Here is a 14158-nt window from a genome sequence, read left to right on the forward strand (position 1 = left end):
AAACCAACACACAAAGCGCGTTCGCATCAGCCCTGCACTTCACCGCAAATACTCCTGTCCAACATGCGACAAGCACAAACGACATTAGCACCCGAAGCAAACGGCCAAACTCAAACTACCTCAAGCCTTCAAATCAAACCAATTCCAAATATCAACCCAATCTCGGCAACCCAATCACCACCAACAAAGACTCAAGGAGAACATTACAGGAATAGACCAAGATCAAAACAAGCTACACTATCAAAGCCAACATCAAACAACCCGACTATCGGTAAAACCCGAGTTCTTTGACAATTGAATAATGAACTTATTGAGTAGATCGCGCTCTGCTGTAGGCTAATTTACATTTCGCCAAGCTGGAATGCACCATCCGGCTTTCACCTAAAAAGGAGGCAAGGGCCAATCATCGAAGTAAAAATTGCTCCAACAGGTAGCGCCCGTCATAGTCCCAGAGAGACAACCGGCCGGTATGCCCCATCACTAACAACCCCATGCAATGCGCAATCGCACCAGCCGTCCATTCCGGAGACCTTCCTCCAACACGAGCGCAGCCCTCAATCAAGCCAATCACCCCACTAACTAGCACGTTAAGAACACCATCAAGCTCGCGCCCCAATCCAACTCGCTTCAATCCACTGAACACATACAAACCCAAAGCAAGATCATCTGGGCGTTCATTATAGAAATCAAAGAATGCAAGTACACCAGCCTGGGCCTTCTCTTCTATAGATAAGCAGGTTTCAATGGCCTCAGTAACGTTGATATGCAGCTGCTCTAGCGCTTCTTGTAAAACAGCACAGTAAAGCTCTTCTTTGCCATGAAAATAAGGGTAGATTGCACCGGTTGTACATCCGGCAGTTCGGGCAATGGAGCGCATCGAAGTCCCGTCGAGACCTTCTTTTGTGAAAACATCACGTGCAGCATTCACAATGAGCGACCGGCGTGTCCCTCTCAGATGGTCTGCTCGCATTTGGCGGGCATCAACCTTGGTGCTTTCTTGATCATGTAAATCAGGCATCGTTTCTCACATTAAAGAGGCGCATTCATCGGGCGATTAGCGGTCCAATCAAATGTGCCCTGATCACGCTCGCGAACAGCCTGTTTCCAAGACACGTCTTCCGCCCGCTGTTTGAAATTCATGCCTTCAGGGCTATGGCGCGTAATACCATCAAAGAGCGTCGCTATCATTTGCGTCTGGTAAAGCCCCATGGACTCAATCGCCTGGTTGATCATGAGTTTTTGCATCATCAGCTGGTTCACCGGAATACCAGCCATCCGCTCAGCAAGCTTTTCAACTTCCTCATCAATTTGATCTAAGGGCACAGCTTTATGGATCAGACCAATTCGCTCTGCCTCTCGACCATCAATTTTGTCGCCAGTCAACAGCATGCGTTTTGCACGTTCCGGGCCAAGCCGATAAACCCACATTGCAGTCGTAGGGCATCCCCACACTCGGACCGGCATGTAACCAATATGCGCATCCTCTGCCATAACAACCATGTCAGAACACAATGCAATGTCGGAACCACCTGCAACGGCGTGGCCATGCACTTTTGCAATGACAGGCCGATAACTGCGCCACAACGACATAAATAGATCTGTGTTTTGTTTCATGAAGGCATAATCCTTCATAGGATCCCAAGGCATTTCCTGAACACCCGGATTACTTCCCTCCGTTTCAGCATAAGCCGTCAGGTCATATCCCGCACAAAACGCAGGCCCATTACCGCCAAGCACAATGACATGAACACCGTCATCTGAGTTCGCCCGTGCCACACAAGCCGCCAGCTCTTGCGGAATATCCATATCAATAGCATTCATCACCTCAGGCCTGTTCAGTGTGATGCGTGCGATACGGCCATCTTTTTCATAAAGTACCTTAGTCATAGTTCCCTCCCATAACGACTCAATAAAAATATAACGCCGTTATATTTGAGGGAATTGGCCAATGGGAGAACCCAGCAGCCCAATCAACCTCTGGAATTTTCAGCCCTTAAAGTTGCTCTAAGTTCGGTTGAGCATTACGGCCCAACAGCAATATGGGCGTAATCCACCGATCTGGATGAGTATATGCTCTCGCCAATTCAGAAATCTCGACAAATAGCGCGCATTCTAACTTAGCTACAGGAGAGCACTAGAAAGTTATAAGAGGCGGAAACAATAGTTCCCACCTCAAAACGTCAAAACCACATCATGAAAAATTCGTCTAGAGCTCAAGTCGAAGCTCAGCGCCCTCATTCTTCGCCCGGGAACAGCACAGAACCAGAGTGTCTTCTTTTTCTTTCTCACTCAGCACAAAGTCACGATGCTCCACTTCGGCACCTTGATATTTGGCCGTGCAGACCCCGCAAATGCCATCCGAGCATTTGGTTAGCACGGAAATTCCCTTCTCGTTCAGGACATCAGCTGCGCTTTTGTCCTCTGGAATCTCAATACGCTCACCCGTTGACGCCAGTTTTACAAAGAAGCTTGTGTTGACATAATCACCCTGATCCGGAACCGAGAAATACTCTTTATGTAAGCTCTCCTCAGACCAGCCTTGAGCAGCAGCAGTCTCCAGCACTCCATCCATAAAGACATCCGGACCACACGTGTAAACATGATAGCCGTCTTCAAAGTCAGCCAGAATTGTACTCAGATCTACCCGCTTTCCTTCACTGGAACAATGAATGAAAGCCTTATCCGCCCAAGGTGCTCGCTGAATTTCATCGATGAACCCAGCCTTGTGGCGATGACGGAAACAGTAGTGCAACTCAAAAGGCTTCCCAAGCACATGCAAACGATGCGCCATTGCAATCATTGGTGTCACGCCAATTCCACCGCCAAAGAGCAGTGTTTTCTTTGCATCTTCATGCAGCGGAAAATGATTGATAGGCTTGGAAATGAAAACCCGGCGTCCTTCATCGAAAATCCGGTGCATGAGCGCTGAACCGCCGCGCCCCTCTTTTTCTTCCAAAACACCAATCACATATTTACTGCTGTCTGCCGGATCGCCCGCCAGTGAGTACTGGCGTAAAAACTCAGGGGCCACAACTACATCAATATGCGCTCCAGCTTCAAACACAGGCAACGGCGAGCCATCATCCAACATGAACTCGTAGCGGGATACACCTTCCGCTTCCACATCCACCTTAGACAGGCGAACTGCTAAGACCGGAGACGAACTCGCACTGACCTCATAAACAGGAGCCAGGTCATTCGACCCAGCAGCAAGGCGGGCTTTGTATTCCTCAGCTGAAATCATACCTTGATAGGCCTTGATCCCTGCTTCTCGGTCCATCATGAACGGAAATGGCCATGGATGCGGCGCAAGATTGGCTGGATACACCGCCAGCGTCTGATCTTCATATTTAAGATCAAGGTCGAGCTGCAACTCGCGCGCATTGGTCTCTTCAGCGATCACATAATTACCATCACCGCTCGCAACCAGATCCCACCACCACTTTTTGACAGGGTTTATGGATCCGTTGCCAAGCTTGTCATCCAGCTTGGCAAGAACTTTGGCAGAAGATGGCATCTTCATTGCTGTCCAGCGGAACGGAGCTTCGCTGAACAATCCTTCAAGATTCCACGGGCATGTTTTCATGCAGCGACCACACAAGGATCCCGCTGGCTGGGACACACGGTAACGCGCGCACTTCTCAGAGTCTGACTTCCAGATCTCGTAGCCATTGAACATACGTTTCGGCCCAGCTGTGATCGCCCCAGATGGACACTCACGCGCACATTTATTGCAGCTTTCGCAAAAGCGTTGCAGGCCAAAATTAATTGGCTTGTCGTAGGTGAACGGCATATCCGTCGTCACCACGCCGGACTTTAAGCGCGGGCCAAGGTAAGGGTTCAGAATAACCTCGCCAATACGGCTCACTTCACCAAGACCAGAAAGCAGTAACAGCGGTGGCTGAAGAACTTCACCATCAACGACAGAATGACAGCGGGCCGGATACCCCAGGCGGCGGATTTGTTCAGCAACGATCCCCCCAATAATGGAGGTTCGCAGATACGCTCGCATCGACTGTGCACCGGAGATCCAATCATCCCCACTTGCGCCCTCCATCGTCTCATGCCCTTGATCCACCAGAATGGAGATCGCGTTTTTATGGTAAGGCGTAATTGGCTCACCACGTGCATCGTGAGAATAGTAGGCGTGATCTGGACAGCGAGATAGGCCAACTGCATCAGCACCAAGGAAATAGAGTGCCGACTTTACGTTGGCCGCGTTTTTATGCGGGTCCACAGCACTTGTCGAAACTTCAGCGGCGGTCTCACCATCTTGCAGCAAGATCAGCGCGGCAAGCGCACGGCGGGCGCAGTACCCCATCGGGTTTTTGGCGAGATACCCCCCATTTTTAGCAGCTTCCTGAAGGGGCTTGCCCATGTCACCAAAAAGAGCACGCGCAAACATGTCCGTCCGTTTGGGGACACGCGGCACGCGCGGCTCATCGATAAAGGTCGTTGTCTCGTCTACCCGCTTGATCTTCTCAAACGGGAACGCCCCCATGTGGTAATCACGGTTCTCAAACGGTTTGCGATTGAAGGTATTCTTGAATGTCCCCATGCCTAGCTGCCATGCAGGGCCGTGAGAACTCCAGACATCCGCTAGCTTCCGTGGTGCAAGCGGCTGATCAGGTGTCAGTTCAAGCGTGGTCGTCACAGCTGCCAGTGTAAACTCGCGGCCAACATATGGATTGGTAACGACTGTTTCACCGTCTTTCTCAAGTACTTCCACCAATCCGGCAGAAACCGCCAGCCGGTTCAGATCCACATCAGCACTGCTCGTGGTATGCGCACGCGCCTCAACACCCAACAGGCGCAGATAGTTGGCCAGAACCACAGCCACTTCAGCCGCACGAATAGCAGAACGTTGCTCACAAGTACCCACAATCCAGTCGCCACCTGGCTCATCAGCTCTCGGCTCACGCGGATGCTCCATCAGCACCACCAGCGCAGAGCCATGATGTGTCACAGGTCCGGGGGTGGATGCGGCGCTGTCGCGGACATCAGCCATGGTCACGTCAATGCCAGCTGCCAGAGTCTTGGGCTGAAAGGTCTGAAGATCTTTCGCGAGCTTATCCAGATCAGGATTGCGCAGCGGACGCTCAAGAAAATGATCAGGAACCAGATCACAGGTACCCATCATCGTTGCATCGAAGAAGTAGCCAGCAGCTTTGAGGTGATTAGCTCTTTCCTGAGGATCATCCGGGATCTCAGAGAGCTTGGCGTTGTGTGCTCCATCGCGGATCGCATCCATGATCGCGCTGAAGGATGCCATTGAGTTGCTCAGGATCTCTGGATTATCGGCCTGTGAGAAAACCGTTGGCATCACCTCGGGCACACGCCTCAGATCAACTGCCTCATGCGTCCGCTTCAATCGTTCAGAAGGATATGGTCCAAGATGAACCTTTCTGTTTTTGTAGGAAAACAGACGCATATTACTCTCCCCCGGCCGGCTAGTTTGGCGATACTATTATGTCCCGGCTTTTTAGTTCTTGCAGCGGCTCAGTCCTCCCCGACCAAACCACTACGAAAATTCATCAATTAACTCTTAGGCATTGCTGAGCTCATGTCAACATTAAGCGCCTTCATCACGACGACTTGAAAGAAAACACGCAGCCAGACGACAATATAATTGCCATCAAGATGATCACAATTGAGTTTTTCACTCAAAACACCCAGAATATGAGGAGATGCTGCCAGCTATCTAAACCACTCCGACAGACAAATCAGCCTCAATGAAATTCATCCGCGTACGCAGTCATAACGACAGCTTGAACCCATAAAAAACCGCTCGGTAATGATGAACCGAACGGTTGCTCATGCGACAGTAAGACGGACTGCTACTTAATTTCGATCTCATATGTGTTCCCGCCAGATATGACACGCCCTGCCGAATACATCCGAAATTTGGTCACGACCTTATCTGTGCCCTGAAAGTCTTTATCCGGCGAATAGTACATAATCAGATCGTTCGTCTGTTTACCCGCACATTTGCCAGCTGTCTTTGGCAGTGCAGATCGGGACTGCACAAAACGAACGACACCATGCTCCGGTTTCTTAACAAAAGAGACTTTTGGTAAGGTCGCAGAGCTGCATGTTTCAGGAACGTAATAGCTATAAACGTTAAGTTTTGCAGTACGGTTTGCTGCAACCTGTGATCTGATTAACTCAGCATTTGCACTGAATGAGAACACCACAAACAGGAAGACACAAATGTATTTCATCGCAATTCTCCAAAAATTTAAATCAAAATTATATAAACTAGAGAATCGACAAAGCACAATCAAACACATGTAATATTCATATTAAACACACAAGTAGATCTACTCTTTAATTTCACACCTGTCCTTTACGTAAATCTACATTCACTCAAATAATCGCGGTGACATTTTAGAATATAAAATCTATTTTTATCTACAAAAGCCCATAAATTATTGATTATGCAATGCTCATGCAGATATTTGTAGCACTTTTGCAACCGGATCATCACGCTCTAATCTTCCATCAAGACGCAATACAAGCATTTTGCATTCTTTCAGCCAGGCTTCATGCCTATGCCGGCTCCTGCCAGAAAAATCGGGTTGCTCATACTGCGATGCCCACTGAAAGAAAGCCTCGTGCGTCTCAAACATGTCACCGCCTTCAAGAATGCGATCCCCAAAACGTTCCATTTCTCGTTTTTTCAATCGCTGCAAGCGCTCGTCCTGCGGCACACTGATGAAAACAACAAGCGAGCTTTGAGAGACAAGCCCCTTCGCCCAACCCTCACAAGCTCCACTCAAAATCCAACCACCTTCGCCCATCGCTGGTTTCATGAGCGCAACCCGCTCTTCTTCAGATCGTTTTACTGCGAAGGGTGGTTCTGTTTGCTCCCAAAAGTAATCATCAGAATCCACATGAGGAACTGACAGAGCATGAGCAAGTCGATGGCCAAGCGTGGTTGAACCTGCGCATGAAGCTCCGAAGACATAAATACGTTTATGCAATGCAAGAACCTTTATTGCTTAGACAATGAGGATGGAACTCGCGCAGCAAGATCACTGGCAATGCGAACAAGCTCGCTTTGAGACTCAAAGCCAGCCTTTTCCGTTATTTGTGCCATATGATTACGCGCAGTATTGTAGTTGACATGCATTTTGTCAGCTGTCTCCCGCATAGACAAGTCAACAACAAGACACAGTTCAGGAAACACTACATCTGAACACCAATCAAATCCTCAGGAACTGTCATCTCGCGTTCTGTCGCGGCACCCTTGCAGCCAGGTCACTTGCAAGTCGAACCAACTCACTTTGAGAATTTACAGAAACCTTGTCGGCAATTCGCGCCATATGATTGCGTGCAGTGTTGTAGCTGATCTCCAGAGCGTGAGAGGTCTCACCCACAGATGCCCCGCGAACCAGATACTGGAGCAACTCAGCCTCACGTTTGGAAACCCCAAAATAACGTTGAAGGTTGTCCAACTCCGCCAAGGGCTGGTCACCCGGATCCATTATCATGCAAAGGAGTGGCTGCGGCCCGCGTACAAAGGGCGCCAGATAAGCAGGCGTCTCTGAAAGCACATTGATAGGCATCACAACAAAGAACGGATTGGGCGCCGCCTCACCATTCAGGACCAGTGGCCCCAGAGGCTTACCAGAAGTCCGGCACCGTAAAATCGCATCCTCAAACAACTTTCGATGCTCATTATGGCGTGAGGAAATCTCTCCACGACGATCAATAAAGAAGCTCTGGCTGGAACAGAAAAATACCTCTGCCTGCTTGTTGGCAAAAGCAACGTGATGCCCTTGATCCAAAATAAACGCCGCACTTGGAATACGATCCAGCCAGAAGGAGTAGGCGTCAGTCAAACCGCGTCTTTGCTCAAGATGCAACGCAACCGAAAACGCATTTTGAAAATGAGGTCTGACAGTTTCAAGAGTTTTCTCAAGCTGCATTGCATCAGGACCATCAAAATCAGATTGCACTGCTACAGAAACCATGGCCGCATCCATCCCCTGACGGTGGATCATAAAGCCGCGAACACGATCAAACACTCCATAATCGCTGAAGACCAGATCAAAGAAATCAGTATCCCGAATTTCATCTTGGCTGATGAAATCCTCGGTATGAATCAAGGCATTCAATGGGGCAAATTTAGCAAATCGGGGCAATGGATTGCTCTGGCCCGCAGCAAGTATTTTTGCTTCCATGTCCTCTTTTGTATTGAGGAAAGTCATGTGATGATACTCAAGCGAGCTGAGCGAGACGATCTTGTAACAGAGCATGGTTTCACGAAAGGACGATGCCATAGGCTCAAAAGCCTGCCCAATATCCTCACCAAGAGCGATATTGGCATAAAGCCGCTGGACCATTTCATCGTGTATGCTTTGCATCACCCCACCCGAATCGGACAAATACCCCTTCTGTCTCTACGTAAATTAAATAGTAAAATTTTCAGATATCAATAAAATTGAAGAATATTTTCTTTGAGCCGCCATAAATGGAAGATTCAAACTAGAAATACCATTGTAATATCATGGGGAATCTCAGTTATTCATGACAAATACAAATAATTGAAACTACTCTCTACCAGTATCAGTGGGTCTCAAAACCAGACGCGTGATGATGGCATCCTGTTGTTCTTCAAGAGTAAAATCCCAGCCCATCCGTCGTGCTATACGCTCACAAAGTGAAAGACCGAAGCCGAAGCTTTCCTCATAAACAGAGGTAGCATCCGCTTTGGTGCCAGCTGAAACGGGGTTTTCAATCTCAAAGACCCCATTTTGATAACTAATTTTGATCTCACCCTTTTGGGCATGTTGAAACGCGTTACGGATCAGATTGCCAAACAGGATCAGCAAAGGTGCTTTAGGCAACTCAGCCTCATCCTCACTCAAGTCCAGCACTTCTGTGAGCGGTTTATTGCCCTTCAGATAAGACAGTTCCTCAATACACCCTATGATTAGCTTTGCTGGCACGAGCTTCTCAACTCGCGGCGGTGCAGAGCTTTCCCTGCCCAGCCAAAGCAAAGTCTCTACAATGATGCGCATGTTCAAATTAGCCCGCTGTATCCGCTCCACGGGCACAGTATCCTCAGAACCACTTTCCTGGCTCTTCAGCAGCGCAATATTGCCGGCAATCACCGTAATCGGTGTCCGCAACTCATGGCTCGCATAACGCAGGAATGTCTGCTCACGTTCAACAAACTCAGAAATACGGGAAACAGTGTATGTGAGCTTCACAGCAAGGTTATTCAGTTCGCGGAACCTGAAGTTGGGCGGTGTCTCACCCACATTCTCAGCATTCAATGACTGAGCCCAGTTTTCCAGATTCTGGATCGGCCGGATCAACCGCTTAGATAAAATGCGCGCACTCACAAAGGTGGCGAGTAGATTGACGATCCCTACAATTGCAAAGGCAAGAAGGACCACCTGATCCTCTTCGGAGCCCTCCAGATACTCTTCTGTACTCTCAAGCGTGATGTAAAGGTTGCGGCCATCTTCCAGCGGATAAATGTACAGATAGAGATAATAGGTCTCCTTGCAATTGCCCTCAGCATCACAGCCTCGATCTTCATCATCGTAGTACAGCTCCAGCGGCTCCAATGGCTCCTCTTTGAAACGACGAGACATTTCAGCAGGCAGCGCTTCAAGCGAAAAGGCACTCTGAATAAGGTAGGTCTCTGGCAGCGGAGCTTCAGGATTTGCCTTTACGGCCTCCTCGTAACTTTCGCCCAGATCCTCAAGTAGGTAGATGATGCTCTCATCTGAGCCAGCTACAAAGAAGATTGGCAGTAAAAACGTGTAGACCAGCAACAGCAGAATAACGCCCAGAAAGAAAGCGATACCAAGTTCACGAAAAATGCTGCGTCCGCGCACTCTGGCTGCTTTCTTATTCACCATCCACTTTCTCCCTCAGGCTATAACCCCCGTTTGCATCTCGGCAGATAATTTCAGATTCGGCAGGGCGTTGGATTTGCTGGCGAAGTTTGTACAAATGCACATTAAGGCTGTTGCTCTCTGGTGGCTCATCCCCCCACAATCCACGCTCCAATTGCTCTCGGCTCACCGAGGCTGGGCTATGTTTGCTCAAAATACCCAGGATCTTCCAGGCCGTCGGAGAAAGGCGCAAAACACGATCGCCACGTTTTGCAATATTTCGGGCAAAATCCACCTGCAGATCAGCAACCTCAAACAGCTTCGCCTTCGCGCTCCGCCGTCCGGAAAGCGCCCGCAGTCTCACAACCAGTTCCTCAAACGCAAAGGGTTTGACCAGATAGTCATCCGTCCCGGCTTCAAATCCAGCCAGCTTGTCAGAAAGTTCATCACGCGCAGTCAGCATCAGAACTGGGCGATCAATACCTTCCCGGCGCAGCGTTTCACAAACTGTAAGACCATCCATCTTAGGCAATGTCAGATCAAGAATGATAACGTCAAAATAACCCTGCCGCGCAAACTCAAGACCCGCCTCACCATTGTAAGCGTGATCGCAACTAATGCCGTGGATTTTCAACACATCAGCAATCGTTCCAGCCAAATCCAGGTCATCTTCAACCAGCAGCGCAAGCAGGTTTTCAGTCTCATTCGTTGCCATCATTTTACCTGCCAAACTCGCCAATCAATTCCGCCAATTGAACACATCCATACTGTAGCAGTATGTGCCGCACACCCAGCCACATTGTGTTTACAACATATTCCTGTAGAGCAAGCCCAATAACCAACGAGTGAACGCTGCTGTATTTTTCACCCATGCTGCATATTTACGTATGCCGCGAGTTACTCGTATACATGCCAGACCAACTGCAAACTCCGAGAACTCCTGAGACATTAGTATGCCGATAAAAATGAAACCCAAGTCTTATGGTCCGCTGACGGTCGCTTCGCATGAGTATGGACAGTTCTGGGTGACCAATGAGTTCGGTCATCAATACTCGGCAGGCTACGGAGACTCCGATGAGTTCTCTGCCCCCTCAGACCTGATCATGTCTGCCCTTGGGTCGTGCATGGCGATCTCTTTGGAGATGGTAGCCAGGCAACAGAAGGTCTCACTCGGCAATGTCTACATCACCGTAAAAGCTGAAAAAGCATCCACGCTGCCTCACCGCTTTGGCAGCTTCCATCTGGAATTTGCTCTCCCAGAGTTTGAGAACCGCGAGAAAGCAGAGTTCCTGATCAAAGCCGCCAAAGAAATATGTACGGTGTCCAACACACTAAACGCGGAAATCCACCTCTCACTCGTCTAAGGAAGCCCTCGCCACAGCAAAAAGCCCAAGGCAGACTGCCTCGGGCTAAAAGTTCCACGGTACCAAGAGAACGCGTTAGATCATCCGCCGCGCACTGCCAGCAATGCGGATAGAGCTACCAGCCTCAGACGGAATATGAGCAGCAATGAGAGACTTCGCGCCCATATCTTCTCCCTGCACAATCCGGATTTCACCAGCATGTGCCCAGCCAATATCCCGCAGGTAACCAGAAAACGCCGCAGCAGCAGCACCCGTGGCCGGGTCTTCAAACACGCCAGCTGACGCAAACGCATTGCGCACATCAAACTCTTGCGGCCCGCGAACATGAACCAGCATGATGGTCACAAGACCCTGCCCAAGCATAAACTGCTTCATGGCTTCCAGATCATAAGCCATGCCCGCCAACTTGGCTCTGTCAGTCAAAGCCAGCACCAGATGATCCGCACCACCATGAATACGCGCAGGTGGAATGCGAAGATCCAGATCGCCTTCACTCAAACCAAGCAGGTCAAGCAGCTGAACTTTCACGTCATTTTCCAATGCGGCGCTCTTGGTCTGCGGAGATTGCAGAGCTGCTTGCAACTGACCGTTCTCCTGCCAGCTCTCCACTGAAATCACAGTTTCATTCAATACAAGGCGATGGACTTTCCGACCATGCTGCTGAGCCAGAACCGCGCCCAGCGCAATCGTTGCGTGCCCGCAAAATGGCACTTCATTCTCTGGAGAGAAGTACCGCACACGATACCCTTCGCCATGGGCCAGAGGCACCGCAAACACAGTTTCAGAATAGCCGAGATCAGCCGCAATAGACTGCATCTGCGCATCAGGAAGCATCACATCCCCCACCAGCACGCCAGCAGGATTGCCACCTTCCTCTCCATGAGAAAACGCCGAGATATGTTGAAGCGCTAAAAGATCTGTCTGCATAAGAACCTCCAATCGTCAGGATTGAAAAAATAACCAGCAACAGCTCTATGCAATATAGAAAAAGAAAGGCAAATTACACTTTCTACCCTCATAAAATAAAGCGATCAGACGAAAGCACCTAAAGAGATGAAACAGCTGGATGAAACTGCCTGCAAAATCCTTGAGATCCTGGAGCGAGACGGCAGAATCTCTATCAGTGAACTGGCCAGCCGCATCGGCCTCTCCGCCCCCAGCACCACAGAGCGTGTCCGCAAGCTGGAGCAGGACGGCATCATTACAGGCTTTACGGTGGAGATAAACCCAAAGGCACTCGGCTATAGTCTGGAAGCAATCGTCCGCATCCAACCAAGCCCTGGCAATCTGCACGTCGTAGAGCAACTCATCCTCAACGAGCCCCGCTTCACCTCCTGCGACAAGGTCACCGGAGAAGACTGCTTCGTCACACGCATCTACCTAAAAGACGTCAGCGAACTAGACGACCTGCTCGACCCCCTCCACGAAAAAGCAATGACCAATACTTCGATAGTAAAGGCTTCCCCGATTAAGAACAGGATGGTTCCGCTACGATGAGGGCTTACCACTCTTAAAACGCAGCTTATTCTCAGTACCGGAGAGCAGTCTGCCGATGTTGGCGCGGTGCTTGGCAACGACCATAAACGCCATCACAATCGCGAAGATCTGGAAGTAGATCGTGTGACCAAACACCGGAATGAAAGAAAGCACAACGAAAAGCAATGCAGCGCAGATTGAGCCCAGAGAGACAAAGCGGGTCGCGGCAACAATAACTACGAAAGAGCTTAGGCAGCTTAGTGCTATAATCGGATCCAGCATGAAAAGCACGGCAGCTGCAGTCAGCACGCCTTTGCCGCCTCTGAAACCGAAGAAGACTGGCCAGTTGTGACCAACAATGGCACCTGCCCCGGCAAGCAGCATGCTCACACTGTCCACCGCAGTGCCTGAACCGGCATAAACACCCAGATACAAACCAACTAGGCAGGCAGCAACGCCTTTCAGGATATCTCCGACAAGAACAATCAGCGCAGCAGGTTTGCCAAGCACGCGCAGTGTATTGGTGAGCCCGGCAGATTTGCTGCCATACTCCCGTATGTCCTTGCCGTACATCTTCCCAACCAGCACTGCCGTACTGATACTACCCAGCAGATAGCCAGCTCCAAGAGCTACAAAAAGCTTAACCAGATCAATCACAAGAATAGCCCCTAGCCCACAACGCCTCGCAGCACCAGTTTCTGGTGCACATCAATAATCTCATCGATACTAAGACGACCATCAGGACGATACCAGAAGCAAACACCAGTCAGCATGGCGATAATGGCAAAGGCGGCAACTTCCAAATCCACAGCGGGAAACGCACCCGCCTGCACACCATCAGCAAGGATGCGTCGCAGATTGGCCTCGTACTGGCTGCGCTTGGTCACCACGTCAGCACGATAGTCCTCACCAAGTGAACGTAATTCCAGATTCGCAATCACAACGTCTGCGCGGCGTTCAATATGATAGCGAATGTGGAACGCAACAAACGCCTTGAGACGGGAAACGGGATCATCCCCCTTGCCTTCCAGCTTCTCCCAGTTCTCAATCAAACTGATCATGTGCTGGTTCATCAGCGCCTGAAGCAGCTCGTCCTTGCTCTCAACATAGCGATAGACCGATCCCGGCTGTAGGCCCACCTCCGCAGCAAGCTGGCGAAGCGTCATCGCCTCAAAGCCCTTGGCTTCAATCAGCTTTTTCGCTGCTGCGTAAATCGCAGTTTTGGTATCTGCGCCAACGGAGCCTTTGGTTCGTGCCACGGTCTAAACCTTTTCCAATCAATCAGGAGACGCAATGTTTCAGCGCATGCCCGAACGATGCCTAGCAGTTTTCGGGAAAGAATACGCAACAGGAAATGCGTCCTAAGGGTTATTGCATAGTAGCTGAGCTCCTGCTATTAATCAAACGAACGTTCGTTTAATTAATTTACGATCCACTGGGAAGCTCGATAAAGAGCGTGGATCG

14 protein-coding genes are annotated in these 14158 nt (G+C 49.9%); 3 read left to right on the plus strand and 11 right to left on the minus strand.

The genetic code is table 11. The features are described from left to right. A partial coding sequence (locus PsW74_RS29125) for a hypothetical protein (RefSeq protein ID WP_206599935.1) occupies positions 1-291 on the plus strand: 291 nt, incomplete at its 5' end. Positions 292-403: 112 nt separating this feature from the next. On the opposite strand, the gene PsW74_RS17110 is transcribed toward PsW74_RS29125, so the two are convergent. The 8 genes from PsW74_RS17110 to PsW74_RS17150 form a co-directional block, all read right to left on the minus strand. Further along, complete coding sequence (locus tag PsW74_RS17110; RefSeq protein ID WP_063290434.1) at positions 404-1018, minus strand: TetR/AcrR family transcriptional regulator; 615 nt, start codon at positions 1016-1018, stop codon at positions 404-406. Positions 1019-1029: 11 nt separating this feature from the next. Beyond that, positions 1030-1887 (minus strand): crotonase/enoyl-CoA hydratase family protein, encoded by an 858-nt coding sequence (locus PsW74_RS17115; protein WP_063290435.1) that lies wholly within the window; start codon positions 1885-1887, stop codon positions 1030-1032. 319 nt (positions 1888-2206) lie between these two features. Then, positions 2207-5431, minus strand: a complete 3225-nt coding sequence (locus PsW74_RS17120; protein WP_063290436.1) for a 4Fe-4S dicluster domain-containing protein — start codon at positions 5429-5431, stop codon at positions 2207-2209. Between the two features lie 406 nt (positions 5432-5837). Continuing rightward, on the minus strand, positions 5838-6221 hold the full coding sequence (locus PsW74_RS17125; protein ID WP_063290437.1) for a hypothetical protein: 384 nt from the start codon (positions 6219-6221) through the stop codon (positions 5838-5840). A gap of 225 nt (positions 6222-6446) precedes the next feature. Then, positions 6447-6983, minus strand: coding sequence for an adenylate kinase (locus tag PsW74_RS17130; RefSeq protein WP_063290438.1), 537 nt, complete (start codon positions 6981-6983; stop codon positions 6447-6449). 240 nt (positions 6984-7223) lie between these two features. After that, entirely contained in the window at positions 7224-8369 is a 1146-nt protein-coding gene (locus tag PsW74_RS17140; RefSeq protein WP_063290440.1) for a helix-turn-helix transcriptional regulator, read from the minus strand. A 186-nt stretch (positions 8370-8555) separates the two neighbouring features. After that, a complete protein-coding gene (locus tag PsW74_RS17145) occupies positions 8556-9878 on the minus strand; it encodes a HAMP domain-containing sensor histidine kinase (RefSeq protein WP_208988038.1) in 1323 nt (440 codons plus the stop codon). Further along, entirely contained in the window at positions 9868-10572 is a 705-nt protein-coding gene (locus PsW74_RS17150; protein WP_082827085.1) for a response regulator transcription factor, read from the minus strand. The genes PsW74_RS17145 and PsW74_RS17150 overlap by 11 nt, the downstream gene beginning before the upstream one ends. A gap of 247 nt (positions 10573-10819) precedes the next feature. Here PsW74_RS17150 and PsW74_RS17155 point away from each other — a divergent pair, with 247 nt between their 5' ends. Next, entirely contained in the window at positions 10820-11218 is a 399-nt protein-coding gene (locus PsW74_RS17155) for an OsmC family protein (protein ID WP_208988039.1), read from the plus strand. 75 nt (positions 11219-11293) lie between these two features. On the opposite strand, the gene PsW74_RS17160 is transcribed toward PsW74_RS17155, so the two are convergent. Next, positions 11294-12145, minus strand: coding sequence for a PhzF family phenazine biosynthesis protein (locus tag PsW74_RS17160; RefSeq protein WP_063290443.1), 852 nt, complete (start codon positions 12143-12145; stop codon positions 11294-11296). A 126-nt stretch (positions 12146-12271) separates the two neighbouring features. On the opposite strand from PsW74_RS17160, the gene PsW74_RS17165 reads away from it, so the two are divergent. Next, on the plus strand, positions 12272-12715 hold the full coding sequence (locus PsW74_RS17165; RefSeq protein WP_063290444.1) for an Lrp/AsnC family transcriptional regulator: 444 nt from the start codon (positions 12272-12274) through the stop codon (positions 12713-12715). Here PsW74_RS17165 and plsY read toward each other — a convergent pair. Together plsY and PsW74_RS17175 are read right to left on the minus strand one after the other, a co-directional pair. Continuing rightward, positions 12707-13351, minus strand: coding sequence for a glycerol-3-phosphate 1-O-acyltransferase PlsY (gene plsY / locus PsW74_RS17170; RefSeq protein WP_063290445.1), 645 nt, complete (start codon positions 13349-13351; stop codon positions 12707-12709). The genes PsW74_RS17165 and plsY overlap by 9 nt on opposite strands. Positions 13352-13362: 11 nt before the next feature. Beyond that, a complete protein-coding gene (locus PsW74_RS17175; protein WP_063290446.1) occupies positions 13363-13953 on the minus strand; it encodes a TetR/AcrR family transcriptional regulator in 591 nt (196 codons plus the stop codon). Positions 13954-14158 lie beyond the last annotated feature (205 nt).

This window comes from Pseudovibrio sp. W74, from assembly GCF_001623085.1.
Lineage (GTDB): Bacteria > Pseudomonadota > Alphaproteobacteria > Rhizobiales > Stappiaceae > Pseudovibrio.